23 protein-coding genes are annotated in these 23,719 nt (G+C 55.9%); 12 read left to right on the top strand and 11 right to left on the bottom strand.

What is annotated here, in order from left to right:
* Nucleotides 1-70: 70 nt before the first annotated feature.
* Nucleotides 71-865 carry a UDP-2,3-diacylglucosamine diphosphatase gene (locus tag ACH518_RS19745; protein ID WP_445371330.1) on the bottom strand — a complete coding sequence of 265 codons (795 nt, stop codon included), beginning with the start codon at nt 863-865 and terminating at the stop codon, nt 71-73.
* Nucleotides 866-1,118: 253 nt separating this feature from the next.
* Here ACH518_RS19745 and phoU point away from each other — a divergent pair, with 253 nt between their 5' ends.
* Entirely contained in the window at nt 1,119-1,856 is a 738-nt protein-coding gene (gene phoU, locus ACH518_RS19740; RefSeq protein ID WP_140910929.1) for a phosphate signaling complex protein PhoU, read from the top strand.
* Nucleotides 1,857-1,891: 35 nt separating this feature from the next.
* Nucleotides 1,892-2,248, top strand: a complete 357-nt coding sequence (locus tag ACH518_RS19735; protein ID WP_278210990.1) for a hypothetical protein — start codon at nt 1,892-1,894, stop codon at nt 2,246-2,248.
* A 46-nt stretch (nt 2,249-2,294) separates the two neighbouring features.
* Here ACH518_RS19735 and ACH518_RS19730 read toward each other — a convergent pair whose 3' ends face one another.
* The 4 genes from ACH518_RS19730 to ACH518_RS19715 form a co-directional block, all read right to left on the bottom strand.
* On the bottom strand, nt 2,295-3,221 hold the full coding sequence (locus ACH518_RS19730) for a GGDEF domain-containing response regulator (protein ID WP_278210991.1): 927 nt from the start codon (nt 3,219-3,221) through the stop codon (nt 2,295-2,297).
* Nucleotides 3,211-7,101, bottom strand: a complete 3,891-nt coding sequence (locus ACH518_RS19725) for a CHASE domain-containing protein (RefSeq protein WP_445371329.1) — start codon at nt 7,099-7,101, stop codon at nt 3,211-3,213. Before ACH518_RS19725 ends, ACH518_RS19730 begins: the two co-directional genes overlap by 11 nt.
* Nucleotides 7,102-7,402: 301 nt before the next feature.
* Complete coding sequence (locus ACH518_RS19720) at nt 7,403-8,176, bottom strand: ParA family protein (protein WP_140910933.1); 774 nt, start codon at nt 8,174-8,176, stop codon at nt 7,403-7,405.
* Nucleotides 8,177-8,234: 58 nt separating this feature from the next.
* Nucleotides 8,235-8,723: a zinc ribbon-containing protein gene (locus tag ACH518_RS19715; RefSeq protein ID WP_445371328.1), complete on the bottom strand. Its 489-nt coding sequence runs from the start codon at nt 8,721-8,723 to the stop codon at nt 8,235-8,237.
* Between the two features lie 91 nt (nt 8,724-8,814).
* On the opposite strand from ACH518_RS19715, the gene leuS reads away from it, so the two are divergent.
* From leuS to holA, 3 genes are read left to right on the top strand one after another with little or no spacing between them, the layout of a single operon-like run.
* Nucleotides 8,815-11,403 (top strand): leucine--tRNA ligase, encoded by a 2,589-nt coding sequence (gene leuS / locus ACH518_RS19710; protein WP_445371327.1) that lies wholly within the window; start codon nt 8,815-8,817, stop codon nt 11,401-11,403.
* A 19-nt stretch (nt 11,404-11,422) separates the two neighbouring features.
* Nucleotides 11,423-11,920, top strand: a complete 498-nt coding sequence (locus ACH518_RS19705; protein ID WP_445371326.1) for an LPS-assembly lipoprotein LptE — start codon at nt 11,423-11,425, stop codon at nt 11,918-11,920.
* A gap of 5 nt (nt 11,921-11,925) precedes the next feature.
* Nucleotides 11,926-12,939, top strand: a complete 1,014-nt coding sequence (gene holA / locus ACH518_RS19700) for a DNA polymerase III subunit delta (protein WP_445371325.1) — start codon at nt 11,926-11,928, stop codon at nt 12,937-12,939.
* A 78-nt stretch (nt 12,940-13,017) separates the two neighbouring features.
* On the opposite strand, the gene pepA is transcribed toward holA, so the two are convergent.
* Nucleotides 13,018-13,851 carry a flocculation-associated PEP-CTERM protein PepA gene (pepA, locus tag ACH518_RS19695; RefSeq protein ID WP_445371324.1) on the bottom strand — a complete coding sequence of 278 codons (834 nt, stop codon included), beginning with the start codon at nt 13,849-13,851 and terminating at the stop codon, nt 13,018-13,020.
* A gap of 265 nt (nt 13,852-14,116) precedes the next feature.
* Here pepA and ACH518_RS19690 point away from each other — a divergent pair, with 265 nt between their 5' ends.
* Nucleotides 14,117-14,287 carry a rubredoxin gene (locus ACH518_RS19690; protein ID WP_140910939.1) on the top strand — a complete coding sequence of 57 codons (171 nt, stop codon included), beginning with the start codon at nt 14,117-14,119 and terminating at the stop codon, nt 14,285-14,287.
* Between the two features lie 66 nt (nt 14,288-14,353).
* Here ACH518_RS19690 and ACH518_RS19685 read toward each other — a convergent pair whose 3' ends face one another.
* Complete coding sequence (locus ACH518_RS19685) at nt 14,354-16,084, bottom strand: proline--tRNA ligase (RefSeq protein WP_445371323.1); 1,731 nt, start codon at nt 16,082-16,084, stop codon at nt 14,354-14,356.
* 162 nt (nt 16,085-16,246) lie between these two features.
* Here ACH518_RS19685 and ACH518_RS19680 point away from each other — a divergent pair, with 162 nt between their 5' ends.
* Nucleotides 16,247-16,885 (top strand): response regulator, encoded by a 639-nt coding sequence (locus ACH518_RS19680; protein ID WP_140910941.1) that lies wholly within the window; start codon nt 16,247-16,249, stop codon nt 16,883-16,885.
* Between the two features lie 48 nt (nt 16,886-16,933).
* On the opposite strand, the gene ACH518_RS19675 is transcribed toward ACH518_RS19680, so the two are convergent.
* The 3 genes from ACH518_RS19675 to ACH518_RS19665 form a co-directional block, all read right to left on the bottom strand.
* The gene (locus tag ACH518_RS19675; protein ID WP_278210998.1) at nt 16,934-17,839 is read right to left on the bottom strand and encodes an NAD(P)-dependent methylenetetrahydromethanopterin dehydrogenase; all 906 of its coding nucleotides are present in this window, start codon (nt 17,837-17,839) and stop codon (nt 16,934-16,936) included.
* Nucleotides 17,840-17,882: 43 nt separating this feature from the next.
* Nucleotides 17,883-18,791, bottom strand: coding sequence for an NAD(P)-dependent methylenetetrahydromethanopterin dehydrogenase (locus tag ACH518_RS19670; RefSeq protein ID WP_140910943.1), 909 nt, complete (start codon nt 18,789-18,791; stop codon nt 17,883-17,885).
* An 86-nt stretch (nt 18,792-18,877) separates the two neighbouring features.
* Nucleotides 18,878-19,672, bottom strand: coding sequence for an inositol monophosphatase family protein (locus ACH518_RS19665; protein ID WP_256609863.1), 795 nt, complete (start codon nt 19,670-19,672; stop codon nt 18,878-18,880).
* A gap of 88 nt (nt 19,673-19,760) precedes the next feature.
* Between ACH518_RS19665 and ACH518_RS19660 the strand changes: the two genes are divergently transcribed.
* From ACH518_RS19660 to ACH518_RS19640, 5 genes are all read left to right on the top strand, one after another.
* Entirely contained in the window at nt 19,761-20,492 is a 732-nt protein-coding gene (locus ACH518_RS19660; protein ID WP_445371322.1) for an RNA methyltransferase, read from the top strand.
* A gap of 4 nt (nt 20,493-20,496) precedes the next feature.
* Nucleotides 20,497-21,249: a serine O-acetyltransferase gene (cysE, locus tag ACH518_RS19655; RefSeq protein WP_140910946.1), complete on the top strand. Its 753-nt coding sequence runs from the start codon at nt 20,497-20,499 to the stop codon at nt 21,247-21,249.
* A gap of 135 nt (nt 21,250-21,384) precedes the next feature.
* Nucleotides 21,385-21,870 carry a Fe-S cluster assembly transcriptional regulator IscR gene (gene iscR / locus ACH518_RS19650; protein ID WP_140910947.1) on the top strand — a complete coding sequence of 162 codons (486 nt, stop codon included), beginning with the start codon at nt 21,385-21,387 and terminating at the stop codon, nt 21,868-21,870.
* Nucleotides 21,870-22,985, top strand: a complete 1,116-nt coding sequence (locus ACH518_RS19645) for a cysteine desulfurase family protein (RefSeq protein ID WP_445371321.1) — start codon at nt 21,870-21,872, stop codon at nt 22,983-22,985. The genes iscR and ACH518_RS19645 overlap by 1 nt, the downstream gene beginning before the upstream one ends.
* Before the next feature lie 4 nt (nt 22,986-22,989).
* Nucleotides 22,990-23,313, top strand: coding sequence for a HesB/IscA family protein (locus ACH518_RS19640; protein ID WP_445371320.1), 324 nt, complete (start codon nt 22,990-22,992; stop codon nt 23,311-23,313).
* A 42-nt stretch (nt 23,314-23,355) separates the two neighbouring features.
* On the opposite strand, the gene ACH518_RS19635 is transcribed toward ACH518_RS19640, so the two are convergent.
* Nucleotides 23,356-23,697, bottom strand: coding sequence for a hypothetical protein (locus ACH518_RS19635; protein ID WP_140910950.1), 342 nt, complete (start codon nt 23,695-23,697; stop codon nt 23,356-23,358).
* Nucleotides 23,698-23,719 lie beyond the last annotated feature (22 nt).

Here is a 23,719-nt window from a genome sequence, read left to right as displayed (position 1 = left end):
GGTTAAGATACGGTGACGGTTTGCGGAAGTTTTGGTGAAACGTATTACACCGGGGCGGGTGGGGCGATGCCTAGCCGGCGTGGGGCAGGCCAGGTTCCGCGTGCGCTTCCGGGTTCGGTTTTTCCTGTTTCAACCAGTTCACCAGCTCCAGGTGGCCGTCGGCGTGTTCGACGATGGCGGTGCAGCTTTCGACGAAGTCGCCGGTGTTGACGTAGGTGAAACCTTCGATTTCCTTGATTTCGGCGTGGTGGATGTGGCCGCAGATCACGCCGTCCAAGCCCTGGTTTTTAAGGGTGCGGACGATGCTTTCCTCATAATCGGAGATGAATTGCACCGCGTTTTTGACCTTGAATTTGACGAAGGCGGCCAACGAAAAATGCGATCGGTAGCCGATCAGTTTTTGGCAGATGCGCAGGAAGCGGTTGATTTCGATCAGCCAGTCGTAACCGACGCTGCCGATCTTGGCCAGCCAGCGGTGGTGTCTGGCGATGGTGTCGTATTCGTCGCCGTGCACGATCAGGAAGCGTTTGCCGGCGGCGGTAGTGTGGATGTCGGAGCGCTTGACCACGATGTCGCCGAATACGTAATCGTCGTATTCGCGCACGTTTTCGTCGTGGTTGCCCGGGACGTAGATAATCTGGGTGCCGTGGCGGGCTTTGCGCAGAATTTTCTGGATGATGGTGTTGTGCTCGCGCGGCCAGTACATCTTTTTCGACAAGGCCCAAAAGTCGATGATGTCGCCGACCAGATACAGTTTTTCGCTGTCGTTGTGTTTCAGAAAATCCAGCAGCGCTTCGGCGTGGCATTGGGTGGAGCCGATGTGCAAATCGGAAATCCAGATGGTTCGGTATGTAGAGGCAGTCATAAATACGCCGGGTATGGATAGCGGATGGGCGTATTTTTCTGGCTGTTTATGACAGCAGTATGACGACTTGCCGAGCTAGGGTTGCCGGTGGTTGATTTTGCCGGTATTGTCCGCTTGTCACAATTCCGTCATCCGTGCCAGGCCTGTACCTGGCTAAGCCACGCCAGTCGGGCGTTGGTGTCACATTCTTGTCATTTTGGCCGGTTAAACTTCGGGGTGTAAAAAATCGCGTTAACCCGATAGAGGCTTGGCCATGACGACTCCGACCGACACCAGCGGCAATCCGCATACCTTGCACGAATACGACAACGACCTGAATCATTTGTACGGTCTGTTGCTAGAAGTGACCGACTTGCTGATTTACCAGTTGGAGCAAGCGATGCAGGCCATGGATTACGGCGATGCCGAACTGGCGCAAAAAGTCATTTCCCGCCAAAAAAAGCTGAAACATTTCGAAAGCAAGATCGACGATGGCGTATTGAGCGTTATTGCCCGGCATTGCCCGGTGGCCAACGATTTGCGTCTGGTGTTGTCGGTATCGAAGATCTCGGCGGAGTTTTCCAAAATCGGCGACGAAATCGGCGAATTTGCCAGACTGATTACGGTGTTGTTCGATCCGAATACCAGCGATCCGAACGAAAAATTGCTGGCCGACATCGTCAAGATGGGCGGCTTGGTCAAGTTGATTCTGGACAAGTTGATGGTGGTGTTCGAAAACCGCGACTCCAAGCAAGCCTATGCGCTGTTGCAATGCGACCAGCTCTGCGAAAACGAGTTGCAGGAAGGGATCAAACACCAATTGGCCTATGTGCTGCACGACGCCCGCATGATCCGTCGGGCGCTGGACATCATGCAAATGATGAAAATTTTGGAGCGGTGCGCCGAGCATTGCCGCGTCATTGCCGAACATGCCGTGTTTATGCTGGACGGCGTCGATATCCGCCATGGCGGCCTGCTGCGCCAGCAAGCGCCTAGTCAAGGCGACGCTTGACCGGCGGTTGGATCAGTACTATCCGGAGTTTAACCATGAGTCTGACATTGCCGTTTCCGTTTTACGGGTTTGCCGATTATTGCAACGAGCTCAGAGCCTTGGGTATCGATCCCGGCTATGTGATGTACACGGACCGTCATGCCAACAACGACCAGCCGTGCGCCAGACTGGTGCCCGCCGCGCATTTGCCGGCGGCGCTGGCCTATATCGAAGCGCCCAGCGATGCGGCGTTCGTCAGCCTGGTCCAGGCCGGGGTGCTCTTGGATACCGAATGGGAGCGGCGTACCGGCGGCTGGCTGGTGGTGTCGTTTACCGGCTGGGAAGTTCTGCATAAAGCGTTCAGCCGCTTAAATGCGAAGCTGGACAATTCGGTGTTGGATATGGCGGGTTGAGGGGCTTTGCCGCATCTGCGGCAAAGTCGGCGACGGTCGCCGCGAATCAAAACACGGTGACGCGGTTTCTGCCCCGGTGTTTGGATTCGTAAAGGGCATGATCGGCGCGGTTAGTCGCATCTTCGACGCTATCGCCGTCGGAGCTCAATTCGGTAATGCCTACGCTTACAGTGACCTTGCCTTGGGGTAAACCGCCCATCGCATCGTCATGGATGTCTTGGCGGATTTGTTCGAACAGTTCTTTGGCCTGCGAGATTCCGGCCTGCGGCAGGATCACCAGGAATTCTTCGCCGCCGTAGCGAAAGGCCAAGTCCGAGTTTCTAAGGCGGTTGCACAATCGCCGGGCGATTGCGGTCAACACGGTGTCGCCCATCGAATGCCCGTACTCGTCGTTAATCGCTTTGAAATGGTCGAGATCGAGCATGACCAAGCTACAGGGCGACTGGTAGCGGATGAGGTAGGCGAACTGTTTCTCGATGAAATCGAACAGCATCACCCGATTGTAGAGCCCCGTCAGTGGGTCGTGCGTCGACAGTTCTTTGAGTTGCTGATTCTTCCGATCGAGTTCGGCGTAAAGCGCTGTCAGCTCCAATTCCCGGCGACGTAAGCGCAAGTGTGTCTTGACCCGGGCAATCAGCACCAAGGGATTCACCGGTTTGGTAATGAAATCCACCGCGCCCATTTCCAGCGCATTGGCTTCCACTTGAAAATTGGTTTCCGCCGTCACGAAAATGGTCGGGATGTCTTGCGTGTCCTTGTGCGATTTCAGGGCCTTGATCACCTCTTGGCCGGAGAAATCGGGCATGACCATGTCCAGCAAAATCAAATCCGGTTGTTGGGCAATGGCCATGGCGACGCCGTCTTTCCCGCTTTTGGTGCCGCGCACGGTGCAAATCGAAGCGAGTATCCGCTCCATGATCCTGTGGGTCAGGGGATCGTCGTCGATGACCAGGACTATCGGCTTAGTTCGCATGGTTGCCTGCTTGAATCCGGGCGTTGGTTTTTAGCCAGCCGGTGATGGCGGCCAATAGACGGTCGTTTTCCGCTATCAATTGCGCATAGGCTTCCTCGGTGCCGGGCGAGTTTGCTTTTAAAGCCGCTTCCAGTGCCGCGGCCTTGGCGACGGCATCGCTGGCGCCGAGGTTGGCTATTTGGCCTTTGAGTCGGTGCGCAACCTGTCTGGCCTCAGTCCAATCCCGGTTGGCGAAATGTCTTTTCAAACCGGCGATCACTTCGTTATTTTCGCCGGCGTAGAGCGCCAGTAACTCGATAAAAAGCTCCCGGTCGCCGAATAAATTAAGTTGAGATCGAGCGGAGTCTATGCCGGGAATGCTCGGCCATTCGGCCTCTGGCGTCGGGATGGAGAACGCGGTTGTGGTATCCGGCGACAACGGTTTCGCCGCGTCGGTACCCGCATTTTCCGGAATTTGGCCGACAGCCGATGAGCGCTGCGGCTGATTCGGCCGCCGAATCCAACGGCTGAGTACGGCGATCATCTGCTCGGGATCCAGCGGTTTGGGCAGGAAGTCGGTCATGCCGATCTGCAGACAGTTTTCGCGTTCGGTTTCGGTAACGCCGGCCGTCAGCGCGATGATCGGCAGTTCGACATGCTTGGGATTTGCCCTGATCCTGCCGGTAGCCTCGGCACCGCCCATGCCGGGCATGTGGACGTCCATCAGGATGGCGTCGAACTCTTGGCGCTCCAGCCATTCCAGCGCTTCGGCGCCGTTGTTGGCAATGACGACCTCAACGTTTGCGAGTTTGAGGAATTCTGTCACCACTTTCTGATTGATCTTGTTGTCCTCAGCGACCAAAACCCGGGTACCGGCCAGTGCCAGACCTTTTTGCCGCAGATCTTGACTCAATGCGCCGGCACTGCGCCGTTCGGAACGGCGGTCGATGACGTGAGGCGAGGGCGCTGAAGCCAAAACGGTGGGCAGCACGAAGTGGAAGGTGGAGCCTTGTCCCGGCGTACTGTCGATTTTCAGCTGGCTGCCCATCAGTTCCAGCAGTTGTTTGGTGATGGCCAGACCGAGGCCGGTACCGCCGAAGCGGCGAGTGGCGGAACCGTCCACTTGACTGAAGGGCTGAAACAGCCGGCTTTGGTCTTCCTCGGTGATGCCGATGCCGCTGTCGGCTACTGCGAAACTTAGCCGGGCCGACGAGCCTTCTTGCGCTAAAGGTTTGATGTGGATGCCGATCCGTCCGCGCTCGGTGAACTTGATAGCGTTGCCGATCAGGTTGGCGAGGATTTGCTGCAGGCGCAACGCATCGCCGATCAGGTCGGCGGGTGTGTCTTCAGCGATATCGATGGTCAAGGCCAGCGCCTTTTCGGCGGCACGGTGCGAGAACAGGCTGTACAGGTTATCGAGCAAGGTTTTAAGGTTAAAGTGTTGTTGGTCGATTGTGAGCTTTCCGGCCTCGAGTTTGGAGAAATCGAGAATGTCGTTCAGGATGCCCAGCAGGCTCTCTGACGACGCGTTGATCTTTTCCAGGTAGTCTCTGACTTCGACAGGCAACTCTTTATCCAGCGCCAGTTTGGATAAGCCGATGATGCCGTTCATCGGCGTGCGGATCTCGTGCGACATGTTGGCGAGGAATTCGGATTTGGTTTTGGCCAGGCCTTCGGCAACTTGTTTGGCGTCTTCGAGCGACACCAGATATTGCTTCTGTTCGGTAATGTCGCGCATGATGGTGGACAGCATTTGCGGATTGCCGGCTTCGTCGCGGTGCAGAAGCAGGATTTGCGAGACCGGAATTTCTCGGCCGTCCTGGTTCAGAATAGCGGTTTCATTTTTCCAGTAACCGTGTTTCAGAACGGCCGGAACGCCTTCTTCCAGAATTTTCTGCGCAGCCCATTCCGGGTGCATGTCCTGGATCTTGCGGTTGGAAAGGTCGGCGTTGTCGTCCAGCCCCACCATTCGCCGCGCCATGAGGTTATGGAACAGCAAATTGCCCGACATGTCCGCGGTACCGATATAGTCAGGGCTTTCGTTGATGATGCGGAGCAGCTGCTTTAGCTCCTGTTCCTGCTGCTTTCTTTCGGTGATGTCGGTATGGGTGCCGATCACCCGCAACGGGTTGCCTTGGGCATCTCGGCTGACTACCATGCCGCGTCCCAGAATCCATTTGTAATGGCCGTCGCCGCAGATAACCCGGTGCTCGCAGCTGAAATTGGGCGACTCGCCTCTAAAGTGGGTTTGCAACGCCGCCTCGGCTATCGCCAGGTCGTTTGGGTGGACAAGTTGCCGCCAGGTGTCGATATCGGCCTTCATCGACCCTTCTTCGAAACCCTGAATTTCGTACCAGCGTTTTGAATAGACGATCAGGCCGGCGCCGATATTCCAGTCCCAGACGCCGTCGCCGGCGCCCTCGAGCGCAAACTGCCAGCGTTCCTCGCTTTCTCTGGCTTTGTCCAAGGCTAGGATGTTTTCGGTCATATCGAAGCAACTGCCGATATAGCCCAGAAAATTTCCTAGGGCGTCGAAACGGGGAACGCCGTTATCCTGGAGCCAGCGGTACTCGCCGTCATGACGCCGCAAGCGGTATTCCATGTGGAAGGAGGTTCTCCGGTCGAAGTGGCCGGTATAAATTTCGAGACAGCGATCGATGTCGTCCGGATGCACCCCGGCCGTCCAACCCTGGCCCAATTCCTGTTCCATGGTCCGCCCGGTAAAATCCAGCCATACCTTGTTGAACCAATTGCAGCGCCCGTCGGCACCGGCAACCCAAATGAGTACCGGTGCGGCATTGGAAACCGACTGAAAGCGGCTTTCGGATTCTTTGAGTAACAGCTGGTTGGCTTTCAAGCGTTCGGTTTGCTCCCGTAAATCGTCGGTGAGGTTGCGAGCGATCTTGTGGGCGCGAATCCGGGTATTTGCAGACAGCCAAAACAGTCCCAATGTCAAAAAAGCGATGGACACCAGGCCGAAATACTCGGGCCACGGCTTAGCGACGTGGTTGATGGTTGCGTAACCGGGCAGGGCCGTAAAATGTAAGATCCAAGTGTGTCCGCCGACTTCGAGATTGACGTCATGCGTCAATAGCGGATTGGCTGCGGTATACCCGTCCGCTGTCATGTCGGGCGCACTATTGAACAAGGAATTTTCAGTGGTTTTTTCGCCATCGAAAATTTGTAAATCCAACGCGGACAATTCGCCCTCGACGATGGGTTTGATGAGATCGTTCATGCGGTAAGGGCTATACACCCAGCCGATCAGCGACGCGCGTCTCTGGTCTAAAGTTTGGGTGATAGCACCATTCTTGAAAACCGGCAAATAAGCCAATACTCCCGCTTGGACGTCGGTTTTGGTTTCCTGCACCAGTTTTACCTTGCCGGAGAATGCAATGTCCCCAATATCTCGCGCCCGCAGCATCGCCTCGTTTCTGGTGGGCTCGGATAGCATGTCGTAGCCGAACGCCCTTAGATTTCTGCCGGAAAAAGGTTCCAGAAAAATAATGCTGGAATACTGCTCTCTATCGCCGGGCGGATTGACCACATATTCGGGAAAGCCCTGGTTGCGGATTTGGGCGATATGGGCTGGCAAGTCTGCTCGGGAAATCAATTCGGAAAATCCGACCCCTTGAATGCCCCGGTAAGTTTGATCGAGGTCGAGCTTTTCGACGAAATTTTTCCATTCGGCTCTTTCGACGGTGTTGGACGCCGCAAACAGGCCGGCGCCGGCTTTCAATAGCTGGGCATAGGCGTTCAAACGCTCGTTGATTTTTGTGGAAATGCGCTGGGAATCCTCGCGCAGAGCCTTATCCAGGCTTTGCTGTTGGCGGAGGTGGAGATTGAAACCGATAGAGGCCAGAAAAATAATCACAATACCGAATGCCACAGCGTATAACACTCTGTGGGACTCGATAGTTAACACATTACGCTTATCTGCGGTGCGTTGCCTCATAGGACGGGATGACCGATGTGAGTGTAAGCCAAGTCCGATTTGACGATTAATCGATCGGCGCCAAATCGGTGCGTCGATCAGGTGATATTCAGTTTATCAGAATCGTGAAGCTTGTTTGGTCGACGGGCGCTGGCCGTATCGAAACGGATCGGAGGGATGGCTCAATTGCTTTGGGCGTAACGGACAACGGCGCCAAAAAAAGCCAGGCTGGGCCTGGCCTTGTAGGTTTTATAGCGCGCGGGATGGGCTATTGGTGAATTTCCAAATGCAAGGCGCGGTATTCTTCTGTCAGTTTGTGTGACGGGGCGTAGTGGACCAGCGGTTGGGCATCGCTGTGCGATTCGCGGACTTTAACCGAGGTGGAGATTTTGGTTTCCAGTACCGGCAGGCCTTCCGCGATCAGGTCTTCGACCAGTTGCCGCGGCAGGTTGGCTTGTTTTTGGTATTGGTTGACGACGACGCCCTCCACCTCCAGATGCGGGTTGTGGTCGGCTTTGACTTCGGTGATCGCGCGCATCAGCGTGTAAAGTGCTTCGCGGGCGAAGGTGTCGCAGTCGAACGGGATCAGACATCTTTCGGCGGCGATCAGCGCAGACAGGCTGTAGAAGTTCAGAATCGGCGGCGTGTCGATATAGATGTGCTCGAAGCCTTCCAGTCGTTCCAACGCTTCGCGCAGTTTGTAGATTTTATGCCGCGACTCCAGCCGGCTTTGCAGGCCTTCCAGGTCGGAATGCGACGGCAACACGTACAGGTTGGGGAAGGGCGTTTCGTGGATCAGGCCGTCCAGGCCTTCCTTGCCGCCGCCGAACAGGCCCAAACCGAGGCTGTCCTTGAAAAAGTGGGCAATGGTTTTATCGGAATCCGCGACCTTGCTGCCCAGCAGGTATTGCGTCGAGTTGCCTTGGACGTCGAGGTCGATTACCAGGGTTTTTTTGCCTTCGACAGCACTGATCGCCGCCAAATTGCAGGTAATGGTGGATTTACCGACGCCGCCTTTCTGATTGAAAATCACCCTGCGCATAATCGCCCTCGATCAAGGAAAAAATAAAGCCCGCATTATAAGGTTTGAGCCCGCAATATCAACAACGGCTGAAACTGTTGCCTTTGCATTCGGGGCAGGCCGGGATGATGCTGGTGGATTTGAAGGCGATTTGCTTGCCGCAAGCGTCGCAGGTGAAGGTGCCGGGGCCGGCCACTTCGCCGCTTTGGTAGGGGTGGTACAGTTTGGCTTCCATTTCCAGTGACGCCAGCTTGACTCGGGTCTTGTCGGCAATGTCGAGAAAGGCTTCCAGCGCGAAGTTCTCGATCAGTTCGATGTCGAATTTTAGCCACTCGGACAGCGAGTCGTTTTCTTCTTTAAGGCTTGGCGACGTGGCGACGTGTTCGACGTCGCGCATCACATAGTCGGCGATTTTGTTGATTTCTTCCTGGGTATGGCCGCCCAGCGCGGCGGTTTTTTTCTTGGCGATTTCCAGCGCGTCGGCTACCGAATGCAGCGTGTCGTCCATCGCTTCGTACAGATGGCCCATCAAGTCGTCGTATGCGTCGATCAGTTTGTTTTCGCCCATGCTTACTCCCGCTTTTATTATAGTATTCGCGCTTTAGATTTAAGCGCCTGTAAGGTATTCTAGCGCCTTTTTACAGCAAAAGACGAACAGGATGGAAGAGCATTACAACCCCGCGGCGATCGAAGAAAAAGTCCAAGCCGATTGGGAAAAATCAGGCGTGTTTACCGCAACCGAGGATACCGGCAAGGAAAAATACTACTGCTTGTCGATGTTCCCCTATCCGAGCGGCAAGCTGCATATGGGCCACGTCCGCAACTATACGATCGGTGACGTGATCAGCCGCTTCCAACGCATGCAAGGCAAACACGTGTTGCAACCGATGGGCTGGGACGCTTTCGGCCTGCCGGCGGAAAACGCTGCAATGCAAAACAAGGTGCATCCGGCTGATTGGACCTATTCCAATATCGATTACATGCGCGACCAGCTCAAACGTCTGGGTTTCGGCTACGACTGGAGTCGCGAGCTGGCCACCTGTGATCCGGAATACTACCGCTGGGAACAATGGTTCTTCATCCGCCTGCTGGAAAAAGGCTTGGTCTATAAAAAAACGGCGCCGGTCAACTGGTGCCCGCACGACCAGACTGTGTTGGCCAACGAGCAGGTTATCGATGGCTGCTGCTGGCGTTGCGATACCCAGGTCGAGAAAAAAGAAATCTCGCAGTGGTTTTTGAAAATTACTGCTTATGCCCAGGAGTTGCTCGACGATCTGCAAAAACTGCCGGGTTGGCCGGAACAGGTCAGAACCATGCAGGCCAACTGGATCGGTCGTTCCGAAGGTGTGGAAATGGATTTTGCCGTCGACGGTTTCGAGTCGCCGATCCGCATCTACACCACCCGTCCCGACACCGTAATGGGCGTGACTTATGTTGCGGTAGCCGCCGAACACCCGGTCGCTAAAAAAGCCGCCGAAACCAATGCCGAGATTGCCGAATTTATCGAATCCTGCAAGCAGATGGAAACCTCGGAAGCGGCGATGGAAACCATGGAAAAACGCGGTATCGCCTCCGGTTACAACGCGATTCATCCTTTGACCGGCGAGTCGGTGCCGGTCTGGATCGCCAACTTCGTGTTGATGAGTTACGGCACCGGTGCGGTGATGTCGGTCCCGGCTCACGATCAGCGCGATTACGAATTTGCCAAACGCTACGGCATCGCGATTAAAGAAGTGATTGCGTCTGTTGACGGCAGCGATGATAGCGTCGCGGAAAAAGCCTTCACCGACAAAGGTGTGTTGCTTAACTCCGGCGAATTCGACGGTCTGGATTTCAAACAAGCCTTCGACGCCATCGCCGCCAAATTGGCCGGTCTCGGCAAGGGCGAGCGCAAAACCAACTTTAGATTGCGCGACTGGGGCGTATCCCGCCAACGTTACTGGGGCGCGCCGATTCCGGTGGTGTATTGCGACGACTGCGGTACCGTCCCGGTCCCCGACGAGCAATTGCCGGTGACCCTGCCGCGCGACGTGGTGCTGGACGGTTCGCAGTCGCCATTGGCCGCGCATCCGACCTTCCCGCACACCACCTGCCCGAAATGCGGCAAGCCGGCCCGGCGCGAAACCGATACCTTCGATACCTTCATGGAATCGTCCTGGTACTTTGCCCGCTACGCCAGCAGCGACTGCCACACGGCGATGCTGGACCAGCGCGCCAACTACTGGCTGCCGGTCGACCATTACATCGGCGGTATCGAGCACGCGATTCTGCATTTGCTCTACTCGCGCTTTTACAACAAATTGCTGCGCGACGAAGGCTTGCTGGTTTGCGATGAGCCGTTCAAAAATCTGCTGACCCAGGGCATGGTGGTCGCCGAGACTTTTTACCAATTCGACGAACACGGCCATAAAAAGTATTTCAACCTGACCCAGATCGAAGTCGAGCGCGACGCCAAGGGCAAGATCGTCGGCGCCAAGTTATTGGAAGACGGTTCGCCGGTCACGGTCGGCGCGATCGAAAAAATGTCGAAGTCAAAAAACAACGGCGTCGATCCGCAGGTGCTGATCGACAAATACGGCGCCGATACCGTGCGTTTGTATACGATGTTCACCTCGCCGCCGGACCAATCGCTGGAATGGAACGACGCCGGCGTCGAAGGTGCGTTTCGCTTCCTGAAGCGGTTGTGGCGGCAAGTGTATCTGCACGTTGAAGCCGGTTTGCCGCAAGCGGCGCTGGATAAAGCGGCCTTGACCGACGATCAAAAAGCCCTGCGCCGCCAGTTGCACCAAGCCTTGCAAAAGGTGACCGACGATATGGCCCGCCGCCACACTTTCAACACCGCGATTGCCGCCAACATGGAACTGGTCAATGCCTTGAACAAATTCGAGGACGACAGCGCCAACGGCCGGGCGGTACGCCAGGAAGTGCTGGAAGCCATCGTGTTGATGTTGGCGCCGATCATTCCGCACGCGGCGCAGCAACTGTGGAACGATCTGGGTCGCGACAGCGACATCGTCGCCGCGGCTTGGCCGGAACTGGACGAGTCGGCGTTGGTGCAGGACAGCATTGAGATGGTGGTGCAGGTCAACGGCAAATTGCGTGGCAAATTGGCGGTTGCGGTCAGCGCCTCCAAGGAACAGATCGAAACCTTGGCCTTGGCCGACGCCAATGTGCAGCGCTTCCTCGAGGGTAAGCCGGTCAAAAAGCTGATCGTCGTGCCGCAAAAACTGGTGAATATCGTTGTTTAATTGCGTTGGTAAAAAGCCGATGAAGCGCTTGTTTCGATATCTGTTCCTGGCGGCATTGTTGGCGCAAGCCGGTTGCGGCTACCATTTGCGCGGCTCGATCGAGATGCCGGCCGCGCTGAAGAGTCTTTACATTTTCGGCGCTTCCGGACCGTTGCAAAACGAAATGCAGCAAATCATGCGGGCTTCGAAAGGCAAGTTGGCGCCGACGCCGAACGAGGCCGGTGTCGTCATCAAAGTGTTGAGAGAAGACATGCGCAGCCGGGTGCTGTCTATCGGCTCCACCGGTAAATCCAGCGAATCCGAGCTGGAATATTATCTGCGCTTCCAGTTCTTCGACGATAAGGAGACTGCGATGATGGACGAACAAGTCATCGAATTATCCCGCGAATTTTTCAACGACCAGACCGCGGTGTTGGCGAAAACCAACGAGGAACAGTTGATCCGCGGCGAGATTTACAAGCAGGCGGCCCGGATGATCCTGGCCCGCGCCCGGGTGGCGATCGACAACCAGAAGTAAAAAACGTGCGCTTGAAAGTCGAGCAGTTGGCTGCGGCGTTGCAAAAATCCGTGGCGCCGGTCTATCTGGTCAGCGGCGACGAACCTTTGCAACTGGGCGAAGCCGCCGACGACATTCGCCAGGCCGCCCGCGCGGCCGGTTACACCACCCGCGAAGTGATTTCGGTTGAGTCCGGCCACGAGTGGCCGCAACTGAGCCTGGAAGCCGATTCGCTATCCATATTTTCCGACAAAAAATTAATTGATCTGCGCCTGCCTTCGGCGAAGCCTGGAACGGAAGGCAGCAAGGCTTTGATCGCCTATTGCCAACACCTGCCGGACGATACCGTGCTGCTGGTGACGGCCGGCAAACTGGAGTCGGCGGCGCAAAAGTCGCAATGGTTTCAAGCGTTGGATGTCGTTGGCGTCATCGTCCAGGTTTGGCCGCTGCAGGGGCAGGAGTTGTTACACTGGTTGCAGCGCCGCGCCGAACGCAGGGGCATGCGGTTGGACAACGAGGCGTTGAAAAGCCTGGCCGCTCGTGTCGAGGGCAATCTATTGGCGGCCGCGCAGGAGATCGAAAAGCTTTACATCTTGCATGGTGCGGCTTTGGTCAGCAAAGCCATGATTGAGGACGACGTTGCCGACAGCGCCCGTTTCGACGTGTTCAAATTGACCGATGCCTTGCTGGAGGGAAAATTGAACCGGTCTTTGAAAATCCTGAATGGCTTGAGGACTGAAGGCACAGCCGCTTCTATCGTGTTATGGGCGATTTGCCGGGAAACCCGGATGTTGTTGCTGGTCAAAGCCGAGTTGCGGCGTGGTGTTAATTCGGAAGTGGTGTTTAAGAAGTTTCAGATTTGGGATAAACGCAAATCTTTGGTGCAAGAGGCGTCTCGGCGCTTGCGGGCCGAACAGTTACAGGGGATTTTACGGGCCGGTGCAGAGGTGGACCGTTGCATCAAGGGGCAGGCCGTTGGCAACGAATGGGAAGGGTTGTTCGGTTTGTGTTTGCGATTCGCGGGAATGCCTGATTTTTGATGTTGCGAGTCGGCCGGAATCTGCTGCCCCGATTGAAGCGCCGGGGCAGCAAAGCAGCGAAGTCCTAACCGGAGTGGTTTAGGCGACGGTTTTTTTTCGTTGTCCCGCGCCCAACAGGCCGACCAAGCCTGCGCCGAACATCCACGCCGCCGCCGGCAGCGGCACTGCAGTCAGGTTGATGGAGCCGTCGACGGCAGCCAACGAGCCTTCGCTTTTGTTGTGGCCTTGCACGCTGGTGATGCCGGGAAGCAAGGTCGAGTTTTTCAAATCGATTGAAAACAAAGCACTGCCGCCGCCGATCGGCGCGCTATAAACGCTGGAATTGGAACTGCCGAAAATCCCGGAAAAACTCAGATCCAGCTGTTCGATGCCTTTGCCGGAAGATAGTGAGATAAATCCGCTACCGCCGGTCAGCGTGCCGGATAAAATCGCAGTTCCATCGTTAAAGCCGCTATCGGCGCCGAAGCTGAAGTCAGGCGTGGTGTCGAAATACAAGCCTACATTACCGCCGGTCAGCGAGAAGCTTTGCACTCCGCCCGGCAATACGGAATAGGTGCCGGTAAAATTGGCGACTACGGTTAATTCGAAGCCGTTGCCGCTACCAGACGCACCGCTGACGTTAAGTTGCGGCACGTTGATGCCGCCGGCATTGGTCAGAATGTGGTCGTTGACATAGGTCTGGAAATAGCCGCTCAGCGTGCCGTCGTTATTGACTTTAACCAAGCCAACGCCCAAACCGAAGTCGTAGGTGTCGAACGGGCCGACGACGGCTTCGTCGCCGGTGGCTCCGGGAGCTGCGGTGTAGTTGGCTGTGCCGCTCCATGCCGCTGCCGAAGCGATAGGCGTAGCGATTGCCAAGCCCAGCAGTAGCAGGCTCTGCTTAAGATGATGCGAGAAAGCGTAGTGTTTCATGTTAATCCCTCAAAAAAGTGAAAAATATCGATCCCCCTCGGTGGGCGTTTATACCCGTTTCCGGTCAAGAATTCAAATTACAATTCAATTACCTAGCACTCAGGTCAGGGCTCCCGCGAAAATGGCGCGTCAGAGCCGATTTGTTAGGGGCTCGAACGGAAAGCCAGGTGGTCGATTCCTTCCAATATTCGTGGTTTTTTGGCGGGCGAGCATAAGCTACAATTTCGCCCGTTTATTAAACGTTGTTACAACCGAGGATTAAGCAATGGCAGAGTTCAGAAAGTACAAATGCAAAACCTGTGGCCACATTTACGACGAGGAGTTGGGCGATCCGCGTAACGGCGTAGCGCCGGGCACGCGTTGGGAAGATGTGCCGGAAGACTGGGGTTGCCCGAAGTGCGGTGCGGTCAAGGCGATGTTTACTTTGATGCGCTGAAGCGGTTCGGTCGGGTAAGAAAAAGGGCGCCATTTGGCGCCCTTTTTTTGTGCGATAGGGTCGGTTTTATGCCAGTTTGGCTTTGATAAACCCGACCAGCTCGGAGAAAGGAACTTCCTGACTTTCCGGGTCGGTACGGCCCTGGTATTCGACGGTGCCGCTGTCCAGGCCCCGGTCGCCGATGACGATGCGGTGCGGGATGCCGATCAGTTCCATGTCGGAGAACATGAAGCCGGCGCGGACCTTGCGGTCGTCGAGCAAGACTTCGATGCCGGCGTCCTGCAGTTCCTGGTAGATCTTTTCCACGGTATCGACCAGGCGGTCGGATTTGTACATGTTCATCGGGCAGATGGCGACCTGGAATGGCGCCAGTTCGTTGGGCCAGATGATGCCGCGCTCGTCGTGGCCTTGCTCGATGGCGGCCGCGACCACGCGGGAAATGCCGATGCCGTAGCAGCCCATGATCATGGTTTGGTTTTTGCCGGCTTCGTTGACGATGGCGGCGCTCATGGATTCGCTGTACTTGGTGCCCAGTTGGAAAATGTGGCCGACTTCGATGCCGCGGGCGATAGTCAAGCTGCCGTGGCCGTCCGGGCTGGGGTCGCCGTCCACGACTTGGCGGATGTCGTGCAGCCACTCGTTCATCAATTTCCGATCCCTACTCCAGTTGACGCCGGTGTAGTGGATGCCTTCTTCGTTGGCGCCGCAGACGAAGTCGCTCATATTTTCGACGGCGTAATCGGCAATGATATGGCAGGGAGTTGTCTCGTTGGTAATTGGGCCTATGTAGCCAGGGCGACAATGCATGAGGCTTTCAATCTCTTCGTCTTTGGCAAAGTCGAAGTTACCAATAATTTTACTCAATTTGATTTCGTTCAGTTCATGGTCGCCGCGCAGTAGAATCATGTAATAAACGTTGCGGTCTTGCGGATCGGCCGGGCGCTGTACCAGAATCAGGGTTTTCAGCACTTTGTCGGCGGTGGTGCCTAAAAATTCGCAGACTTCGGCGATGGTTTTTTTACCCGGAGTTTTGGTCTTTTCCAGATTTCGGCTGGGCTCGGGCCGATTTAACGGCGGGCGGCGGACTTCGGCTTTTTCGACGTTGGCCGCGTAATCGCTGGCGTCGGAAAACGCGATGGCGTCTTCGCCGGAGTCGGCCAGTACGTGAAACTCGTGCGACACCGCGCCGCCGATCGCGCCGGAATCGGCCATCACCGCGCGGAACTTCAAGCCGAAGCGGTTGAAGATGTTGGTATAGGTTTGATACATCACGTCATAGGTTTGCTGCAGCGATTCCTGGTCCAGATGGAAGGAGTAAGCGTCCTTCATGATGAATTCGCGCGAGCGCATCACGCCGAAGCGAGGGCGAATTTCGTCGCGGAATTTGGTCTGAATTTGGTAGTAGGTGACCGGCAACTGTTTGTAGCTTCTCAGTTCGTGGCGGGCCAGGTCGGTGATGATTTCCTCGTGGGTCGGGCCCAGGCAGAAATCGCGGTCGTGGCGGTCTTTCATGCGCGCCAGCTCGGGGCCGTATTTTTCCCAGCGTCCGGTTTCCTGCCACAGTTCGGCCGGTTGCAGCGCCGGCATCAACACTTCCAGGGAGCCGGCCTTGTTCATTTCCTCGCGGGTGATTTGCTCGACCTTGCGCAACACCCGCAAACCCAGCGGCAGCCAAGTGTAAATGCCGGCGGCGAGTTTGCGGATCAGGCCGGCGCGAATCATCAGTTTGTGGCTGGCGATTTCGGCGTCGGCGGGCGTTTCTTTGACGGTGCTTAGAGGAAATTGGGAAGTGCGCATGGCGACCTTTGGGTTGGTTTATCAAAAGAGCGGTATTTTACCGATAAATCGCGCAAACGACGACGCAGGGAGCGTTTAACGCCACAAAGGTGCCGCTTGACGTTGCCGTTGGACAGGAAATTTGGGAAACTTGAGCGGATAAAGATCGTTGCAAAGGAAGTTATGATTAAAGTATTACTCGTGGACGACCATGAATTGGTCAGGAGCGGTATCGAGGCGCTGCTGGCGGCGGAGAAGGATATCTCCGTGGTTGGCGTATGCAATAGCGGTGAACAGGCGTTGCCAATCGTCGCTCAGAATCCGCCGGACGTGGTTTTGATGGATATCAATATGCCGGGGATGGGCGGGTTCGAGGCGTGCCGGCGGATTTTGCAAACTCAGCCCAATGCCAAGATTATTGCGTTATCGGTCCATAACGACGGGCCGATTCCGCAACAGTTATTGAAATTGGGGGTGGTCGGTTTCGTTTCGAAAGCTTCGCCGGTTAACGAAATGGTCGCAGCAATTAAAACCGTGATGTCCGGAAAACGTTATTTGTGCCAGGACGTGGCCAGCAATTTGGCGTTTCAATTTTTGCCGGGCGCCGACGTTTCACCGTTTTTACAGCTGTCCCAGCGCGAGGCCGAAGTGGTACGGATGATTCTGAACGGGAAAAGCATTCAGGAAATGTCGGAAGCACTGGCTTTGAGCGACAAGACGATCAACACCTACCGTTACCGGGTTTACCGCAAGCTCCAGATTAAAAATGACGTGGAGTTGACCAGATTGGCGGTGAAATTCAATTATTTGGATGCGGTGTGATGGCGCGCGAGGGCCGAACTATCAGTCCAGCCCTTGTCAGGTCCGGTGCTAAACCAGCGTGCGCGCTTTGACGAAAGCTTCGCGGAAGTCCAGAAAGACCGGTTTTTCGGTCTCCAGCATCAGTTTCAACAGCTCGTGTTGCAATTGATACTTGATATTGCCTACGGCCAGAGCGCCAACACCTACCGCTTTCGGCGACAAGGTCGCTAGCGTAAGCGGGGCGGCAAAATCGTTCAGTTCGATCCCTTCGATGCCCAGCGGCGGTACCGCATTGACGTCGCCGGCAACTTTGAGTTGTTTGGCGTGCGCCAGTACGGCCGAGCTGATAACCCGAATCCCGGCTTTTGCAGTGCAGAACACGATGTCTGCGTCGGCGATCAATTCGGATTTCTCTTCGTCGTTGCGTGCCACAGCTGCTCCCATGCTGGAGCCAAAACGCCGGTTGTATTGTTTGGCGGCATCCTTGGCGGTCTCGACTGACAAATGGTCTACCAGCAAGGTTTCCGCGCCTTGCAACGACGCGATCACTCCGGTTGCGATCCCTACCGGACCGGTCCCGCCGAACACCAGTGTTTTCAAACCTTTCAACTCCAGTCCGTGGTGATCTCTCAACGCCTTTTCCACGCACGCCACTAGTGCGGCGGCGGTGGTGCAAGCGCCGCTGGGATCGGCAAATACCGATACTTGAAACGGCGGGACCATGGCAGGTTTGGTGGCTTGCAGCATATCGATAGCCAATCCCATATCGCGGCCGCCGATGAACAGGGCGGTACTTTTGTTGCCGGCCGGACTCCGTGAGAACACCGCATCCTGGGTCAGGTTGGGTATGTTCTCCAGTTTGACGTTGGCGTAAGGAATGAGCACATCGAAACCGGCGTCTAACGCCATGTTGATGTCAAACGGACTATTGTTTGGCATCGGGTCGAACATGTGGAGTATGCTACGTTTTGGCATTGGTACCTTACCCTGTAATAGTGGCGGACTGGATTGGAGTCGGTTACTTGCTGGATTTGATAAACTCGCGCGCGACTTCGAAAGCATGCTCGAAGTGCAAAAACAGCGCTTGATCGCTTTCCAGCATACGTTTCAGCAAGCGGCTTTGCGCCTGGTACTTGATGTTGCCGATCGCCAATGCGCCAATGCCGACTGCGCCGCTGACCGAACCGGCAATCGGTTTGCCGTTGTCGAAGGCGTCGACGCCGGCAATACCGGACGGTGGGACCGCGTTGACGTCGGCCGCGACTTTCAGTTGCGGAGCGCTCGCGATCATTTCGGCACTGAGCAGTTCGATACCGGCGGCACCGGTAGCAAAGACGACGTCGGCGGTTTTGATGTACTCGGCTTTGTCGGAATCTGCACCGGCGGCAATCGAGATTTTGCCGTCACCGAATTCTTCGCTGCACAACTCCGCGGTGCGCTCGGCTCTATCCAGTTGGCGGCCGATAATGCGAACGTTGGCGCCGGCCTGGGCGGCGATCACCGCTGCAGCTTGGCCGACCGGGCCGGTGCCGCCCAATGCCAGAACATTCTTGCCTTCCAACGTTGTGCCGAATTTTTCGGCCAATTCTTTTTCGACCGCTGCTACCATGCCGGCAGCAGTGGTGAATGCCCCGCTGGGGTCAGCGAAAACCGAAACTTCAAATGGCGGAACCATGGAATTTTTCGCCATTTTCAGCATGTCCATGGCTTGTTTGGTTTCGCGGCCCCCGATGAAAATGGCGGTGCGTAACAAGCCTTTCGGGCTACGCGAGAAAATAGCGTCTTGAACCAAACCCCGGACTTCGCTCGGTTCGACGTTGATATACGGCACCGCTGAAATCCAGCCAGCATCCATCGCCATATTGACGTCGAACGGGCTCAGGTTTTTGGCTGTAGTCAGCATGTGTAGGATAAAGGGTTTTTCCATGGTGGCCTCTTAATTTTTGATTAGCCGGTAAGTATAAAAGAAAAGGCGAAACGATAACAATTTTAGGCTAATTGCAGAATTGCGCCTTATTTCAAGCGGGCTGGGACATGCGGCTCGATGATTTGATACATTAATTGGTGCATCTTCGGGTTGCCGGTGATGATGTTGCCGGACTGTAAATATTTGTCGTTAAAAGAAAAGTCGGTTGCGACTCCGCCGGCTTCCTGCACCAGCAACACGCCGGCGGCAATGTCCCATTCTTTGACGCCGATCTCCCAGTAAGCGTCCAGTCGGCCGCAGGCCACATAAGCCATGTCCAGCGCGGCGGCTCCGGCGCGGCGAATGCCGGCGGCGTCGGCGCATACTGCCTTGAACATGCCGAGGTAAGGTTCGATGTTCTCCATGGTCTTGAACGGGAAGCCGGTACCGATCAACGCGCCGCGCATCGTGTTCTGTTTGGTAACCCGAATGCGCCGATTGTTCAGCATTGCGCCGCCGCCGCGTTCGGCCGTGAACAGTTCGTCGCGGGTCGGGTCGTAAATAACGCCGATCTCCAATTTATTCTTGTTTTTCAAGGCGATCGAAACGGCATAGTGAGGGAAACCGTGTAGGAAATTGGTGGTGCCGTCTAACGGGTCGATAATCCAAGTGTAATCGTTGCCTTTGGCCTCGCCGCTTTCTTCCGCCAGGATGCCGTGGTCGGGGAATGCGGTGCGAATGACTTTGATGATTTCCTGCTCGGCTGCCCGGTCGACTTCGGAGGCGTAGTCGTTGCGGCTTTTTTGGTCTACGGTGAGCTTTTCGATATTGAGTGAGGAGCGTTGGATCAGATCGCCGGCGTTCCGCGCTGCGCGGACGGCTATGTTGAGCATTGGATGCATAGTCGAATTGAAAATGAGCAGTTGGAAAACCTCGATAGAATAGCAAATTTTGTTAGAATCGCGGCTTTTTAACCGCGGCAGGTGGGCATTGCTGTCTAATTTCAAAGTGGTTTTGGTGGAGACTTCCCACCCCGGCAACATCGGCGCCGTAGCGCGCGCCATGAAAAATATGGGTATGGACCAGTTGCGATTGGTCTCGCCCAAATACTTTCCCCATGCCGACGCCACCGCCAGGGCTTCCGGAGCCGACGATGTGTTGCGCCATGCCGGTTGTTTCAGCTCGCTGGCGGATGCTTTGGCCGATTGCCAGATTGTCCTGGGTGCCAGTGCCAGGGACAGAACCATCAGTTGGCCTAGCGTGAGCGCGCGCGAGGCCGCCGAAACCTGGGCGGTAGCCGGCGACGTTGCGCGGCCGAATATCGCTTTGGTATTCGGCCGGGAAAATTCCGGCTTGAAAAACCACGAACTGGATTTATGCCATTACCTTTTGCGAATTCCATGCAATCCGGAATACAGTTCGTTGAATCTGGCGGCGGCGGTGCAAGTAGTATGTTACGAGCTGTTTTTGGCCTCGGGGCAGTCATCCGCCAGTACGATCGGCGACCGCGGCGAAGTGCCTCTGGCAACGGTGGCGCAAATGGAAGCGTTCTACGAACATCTGGAGCAGACCATGGCCGATATTGGTTTCTTGCATCCCGAGCGTTCTCGGTCGATCATGCGGCGACTGCGTCGGATTTTCAACCGGACTCAGCTGGATACCAAGGAGCTGGATATTCTGCGGGGTATTCTGCGGTTCTCGCAAAACCATAATACCAAGTAGGCATATGTTCTCTCGACTAAAAGAAGATATCCAGTGCGTGTTCGCGCGCGATCCCGCCGCTCAATCGGTGTTCGAAGTCGTCACTACCTATCCCGGTTTCCATGCGGTATTGATTCACCGTCTCAGTCATGCTTTGTGGTTGCGCGGTTTTCGCTGGGCGGCGCGCTACGTTTCCTTCCTTGGCCGCTGGTTGACCGGAATCGAAATTCACCCCGGTGCGGAGATCGGCCGCCGCTTTTTCATCGACCACGGCATGGGCGTCGTCATCGGCGAAACCGCGGTCATCGGCGACGATTGCACGTTGTACCACAGCGTCACGCTGGGCGGCACCAGTTGGGACAAAGGCAAGCGCCACCCGACCTTGGGCAACGGCGTTGTGATCGGGGCTGGCGCCAAGGTGTTGGGGCCGATCGAAATCGGCGACGGCGCCAGGGTCGGATCTAACTCGGTGGTGGTGAAACCGGTGCCGCCCGGCGTCACGGTGGTCGGTATTCCGGCGCATATCGTCGATGCCAAGACCAGGCAGGATAAGGCGCGGCGCGATGCGATGGCGCAAAAAATCGGTTTCGATGCTTACGGCGCGACCGCCGACATGCCGGACCCGATTGCCAATGCCATCAATTTGATGTTGGATCATATCCACCATCTGGATCAGCAGTTGGATGAAATGCAGAAAGTCTTGAGCGACGCCGGTATCGATTGCCGCCGCCATCAAGTGCCGAAGCTGGACGATTGCGAAATCAAGGATCAACCCTAGTCCCAACCACCTTGCCCGACAGTGCAGTCGGGGCTTAAGCAAAGCTACAAACCGTCTTGCAGACAAATACTTGACCAATTTAGTGGGTTTATTTATAGTCGGCTTCATTTTCATTAGTTTATTAAGGGGTTTGGCATGCGGCTCACGACAAAAGGGCGTTACGCGGTTACTGCGATGTTGGATTTGGCTTACCACAGCCAGTCCAATCCAGTCACGTTGACCGACATTGCGACTCGGCAAACCATTTCGCTGTCCTACCTGGAACAATTGTTCGCCCGCTTGCGTAAAGCCGGTATGGTCAAAGGGGTTAGAGGCCCGGGCGGCGGCTACACACTGAGCCGCGGCGCCCGCGACATCAATATTGCCGATATCATCGAAGCCGTCGACGAGCCGGTCGATTCGACCAAGTGCGGCGGCAAAGCCAATTGCCACAACGACCAGCCGTGTCTGACTCACGACTTGTGGATGGGGCTGAGCGAACAGATTCGGGCCTATTTGAAAGAAATCAGTCTGGGGCAGTTGTTGGAACGTGAATTCGTCAGCGACGTCGCCAAACGCCAGGGCCGGCAAATCGAACACGTCATCGAATTGCAGACACGCCAGGAAAAACGTAGCGCTTAATGATCTATTTCGATCACAACGCCACTACGCGGTGTGACGAGCGCGTGGTGGAGGCCATGGTGCCTTATTTGGGTGCCATGTACGGCAATCCTTCCAGTCTTTATAAGCTCGGGCGTTTCGCCCGCACTGCGGTCGATACCGCCAGAGAGCAATTGGCTGCACTGCTCGATGCACCCGCAGAGCGCATCGTATTTACCAGCGGCGGTACCGAAGCCAATGCCCTGGCTTTGACCAGTGCCCGCGGCAGGCGCTTGACGATTTCGGCGATAGAGCATCCGTCGGTATTCGAGAATGCCGCGGCCAACAGGTCGGCGTATTGCGACTTACGCCGCGTGGCTGTCGCTAGCAATGGTCAGGTCTCAGTCGAGAGTTTGTTGGGTTTGGATTGGCAGCTGGGTGATTTTCTGTCATTGATGCTGGCCAATAACGAAACCGGAGCTGTGCAGCCGGTGGCCGAGGCGGTGCAGCGGCTGAGCGGTTTCGGCGTCAACGTCCATACCGATGCAGTGCAGGTGTTGGGTAAAGTGCCGTTATCGTTCAGGCAGCTTGGCGTCGCCCTGTTATCGGTGTCCAGCCACAAAATCTATGGGCCTAAAGGTTGCGGGGCTTTGGTCGTCGCCGAAGATTTCAATCTCAGTCCGTTGCAGCGCGGCGGCGACCAGGAATACGGTTGGCGGGCTGGTACCGAAAATGTCGCGGCCATCGTCGGTTTTGGCAAGGCGGCTGAATTGGCGAAAGCGGAGATGGATGCACGTTCGGCCAAACTCGCGAAGTTGCGGCAGCGGCTGGAACAGCGTTTAAAGACGATACGGGGTTTGGTGATTTTCGCCGAAACGGCGGAGCGATTGCCGAACACCGTGCAATTCGGGGTGGCCGGACTAAATGGCGAAATGCTGTTGATGCAATTGGATCAGCACAATATTGCCGTATCCAGTGGCTCGGCCTGTTCTGCGGCGTCCGGCGAAATCAGCCCGGTTTTGGCGGCCATGGGCATAGCACCCGATTTGGCCAAATCGGCGATACGGGTCAGTTTGGGCAAGGATAATACCGAAACCGAGATCGATCGCTTTGTCGAGGTGTTGAACGCCTCGCTGGAAAGACATCAGGAGATTTAATTCAATGAGCATTATCGTGACAGAGAGCGCCGCAAGGCAGATTCAAAAACAATTGCAAAAGCGCGGTTCGGGTGTGGGCTTACGCTTGGGAGTCAAAGCGTCGGGTTGTTCCGGTTACGCTTATGTACTGGATTACGCCGACCAGGCCGAGGACGATGACGTGGTGTTCGACCAACACGAGGTAAAGGTGCTGGTGAAGCAGGCGGATTTGGATAAATTGGCCGGTATTCAGTTGGATTATGCTAAGGAAGGTTTCAATGAAGCCTTCAAATTCAGCAATCCCAACGTCAAAGCGACCTGCGGCTGCGGGGAAAGTTTTTCGGTTTGAACGATTAAGGCGCCGGCGAGAACAGACCGGCGCCGCCGGCGCTTATTTCATGTTGGCGCCGCAGTTTCCTTCCATTTTTTTGCCTTCCGCAGCTTTGTCGGCGGCCGGTGCGGGTTTGTTGCCGGCGCATTTGCCTTCGGTAGCGGCTTTAGTGTCAGTGCTTTTTTTCATCATTGCCGCGCCGCATTTGCCTTCGCCGCAGGCGCCGTCTTTCATCTTGTCGGCGCCGGCTTCAGGTTTGGCTTCGGCAGTCACCATATAACCCGAACTCAATTCTGACAACGCAAACGGGTTGCTGTCGGCTTGCGCAATGCCGCCGGCCAGAGTGGGCAGTAAACTGGCGCCCATCGCTACGGCTAACGGGGTTTTGCTTAATTTTTTCATAGTATCTCCAGTGGTAAAGCTT

This window comes from Methylomonas sp. HW2-6 (assembly GCF_052474525.1).
Note: the sequence above shows the minus strand (reverse complement) of the source record. Positions and strands in the feature narration are given on the sequence as shown.

Excerpts from the sequence above, each read along its gene's own strand:
- ACH518_RS19745 (WP_445371330.1), bottom strand. The coding sequence starts at position 865 with ATGACTGCCTCTACATACCGAACCATCTGGATTTCCGATTTGCACATC.
- phoU (WP_140910929.1), top strand. The coding sequence starts at position 1,119 with ATGACGACTCCGACCGACACCAGCGGCAATCCGCATACCTTGCACGAA.
- ACH518_RS19735 (WP_278210990.1), top strand. The coding sequence starts at position 1,892 with ATGAGTCTGACATTGCCGTTTCCGTTTTACGGGTTTGCCGATTATTGC.
- ACH518_RS19730 (WP_278210991.1), bottom strand. The coding sequence starts at position 3,221 with ATGCGAACTAAGCCGATAGTCCTGGTCATCGACGACGATCCCCTGACC.
- ACH518_RS19720 (WP_140910933.1), bottom strand. The coding sequence starts at position 8,176 with ATGCGCAGGGTGATTTTCAATCAGAAAGGCGGCGTCGGTAAATCCACC.
- ACH518_RS19715 (WP_445371328.1), bottom strand. The coding sequence starts at position 8,723 with ATGGGCGAAAACAAACTGATCGACGCATACGACGACTTGATGGGCCAT.
- leuS (WP_445371327.1), top strand. The coding sequence starts at position 8,815 with ATGGAAGAGCATTACAACCCCGCGGCGATCGAAGAAAAAGTCCAAGCC.
- ACH518_RS19705 (WP_445371326.1), top strand. The coding sequence starts at position 11,423 with ATGAAGCGCTTGTTTCGATATCTGTTCCTGGCGGCATTGTTGGCGCAA.
- pepA (WP_445371324.1), bottom strand. The coding sequence starts at position 13,851 with ATGAAACACTACGCTTTCTCGCATCATCTTAAGCAGAGCCTGCTACTG.
- ACH518_RS19690 (WP_140910939.1), top strand. The coding sequence starts at position 14,117 with ATGGCAGAGTTCAGAAAGTACAAATGCAAAACCTGTGGCCACATTTAC.
- ACH518_RS19685 (WP_445371323.1), bottom strand. The coding sequence starts at position 16,084 with ATGCGCACTTCCCAATTTCCTCTAAGCACCGTCAAAGAAACGCCCGCC.
- ACH518_RS19680 (WP_140910941.1), top strand. The coding sequence starts at position 16,247 with ATGATTAAAGTATTACTCGTGGACGACCATGAATTGGTCAGGAGCGGT.
- ACH518_RS19675 (WP_278210998.1), bottom strand. The coding sequence starts at position 17,839 with ATGCCAAAACGTAGCATACTCCACATGTTCGACCCGATGCCAAACAAT.
- ACH518_RS19670 (WP_140910943.1), bottom strand. The coding sequence starts at position 18,791 with ATGGAAAAACCCTTTATCCTACACATGCTGACTACAGCCAAAAACCTG.
- ACH518_RS19665 (WP_256609863.1), bottom strand. The coding sequence starts at position 19,672 with ATGCATCCAATGCTCAACATAGCCGTCCGCGCAGCGCGGAACGCCGGC.
- cysE (WP_140910946.1), top strand. The coding sequence starts at position 20,497 with ATGTTCTCTCGACTAAAAGAAGATATCCAGTGCGTGTTCGCGCGCGAT.
- iscR (WP_140910947.1), top strand. The coding sequence starts at position 21,385 with ATGCGGCTCACGACAAAAGGGCGTTACGCGGTTACTGCGATGTTGGAT.
- ACH518_RS19645 (WP_445371321.1), top strand. The coding sequence starts at position 21,870 with ATGATCTATTTCGATCACAACGCCACTACGCGGTGTGACGAGCGCGTG.
- ACH518_RS19640 (WP_445371320.1), top strand. The coding sequence starts at position 22,990 with ATGAGCATTATCGTGACAGAGAGCGCCGCAAGGCAGATTCAAAAACAA.
- ACH518_RS19635 (WP_140910950.1), bottom strand. The coding sequence starts at position 23,697 with ATGAAAAAATTAAGCAAAACCCCGTTAGCCGTAGCGATGGGCGCCAGT.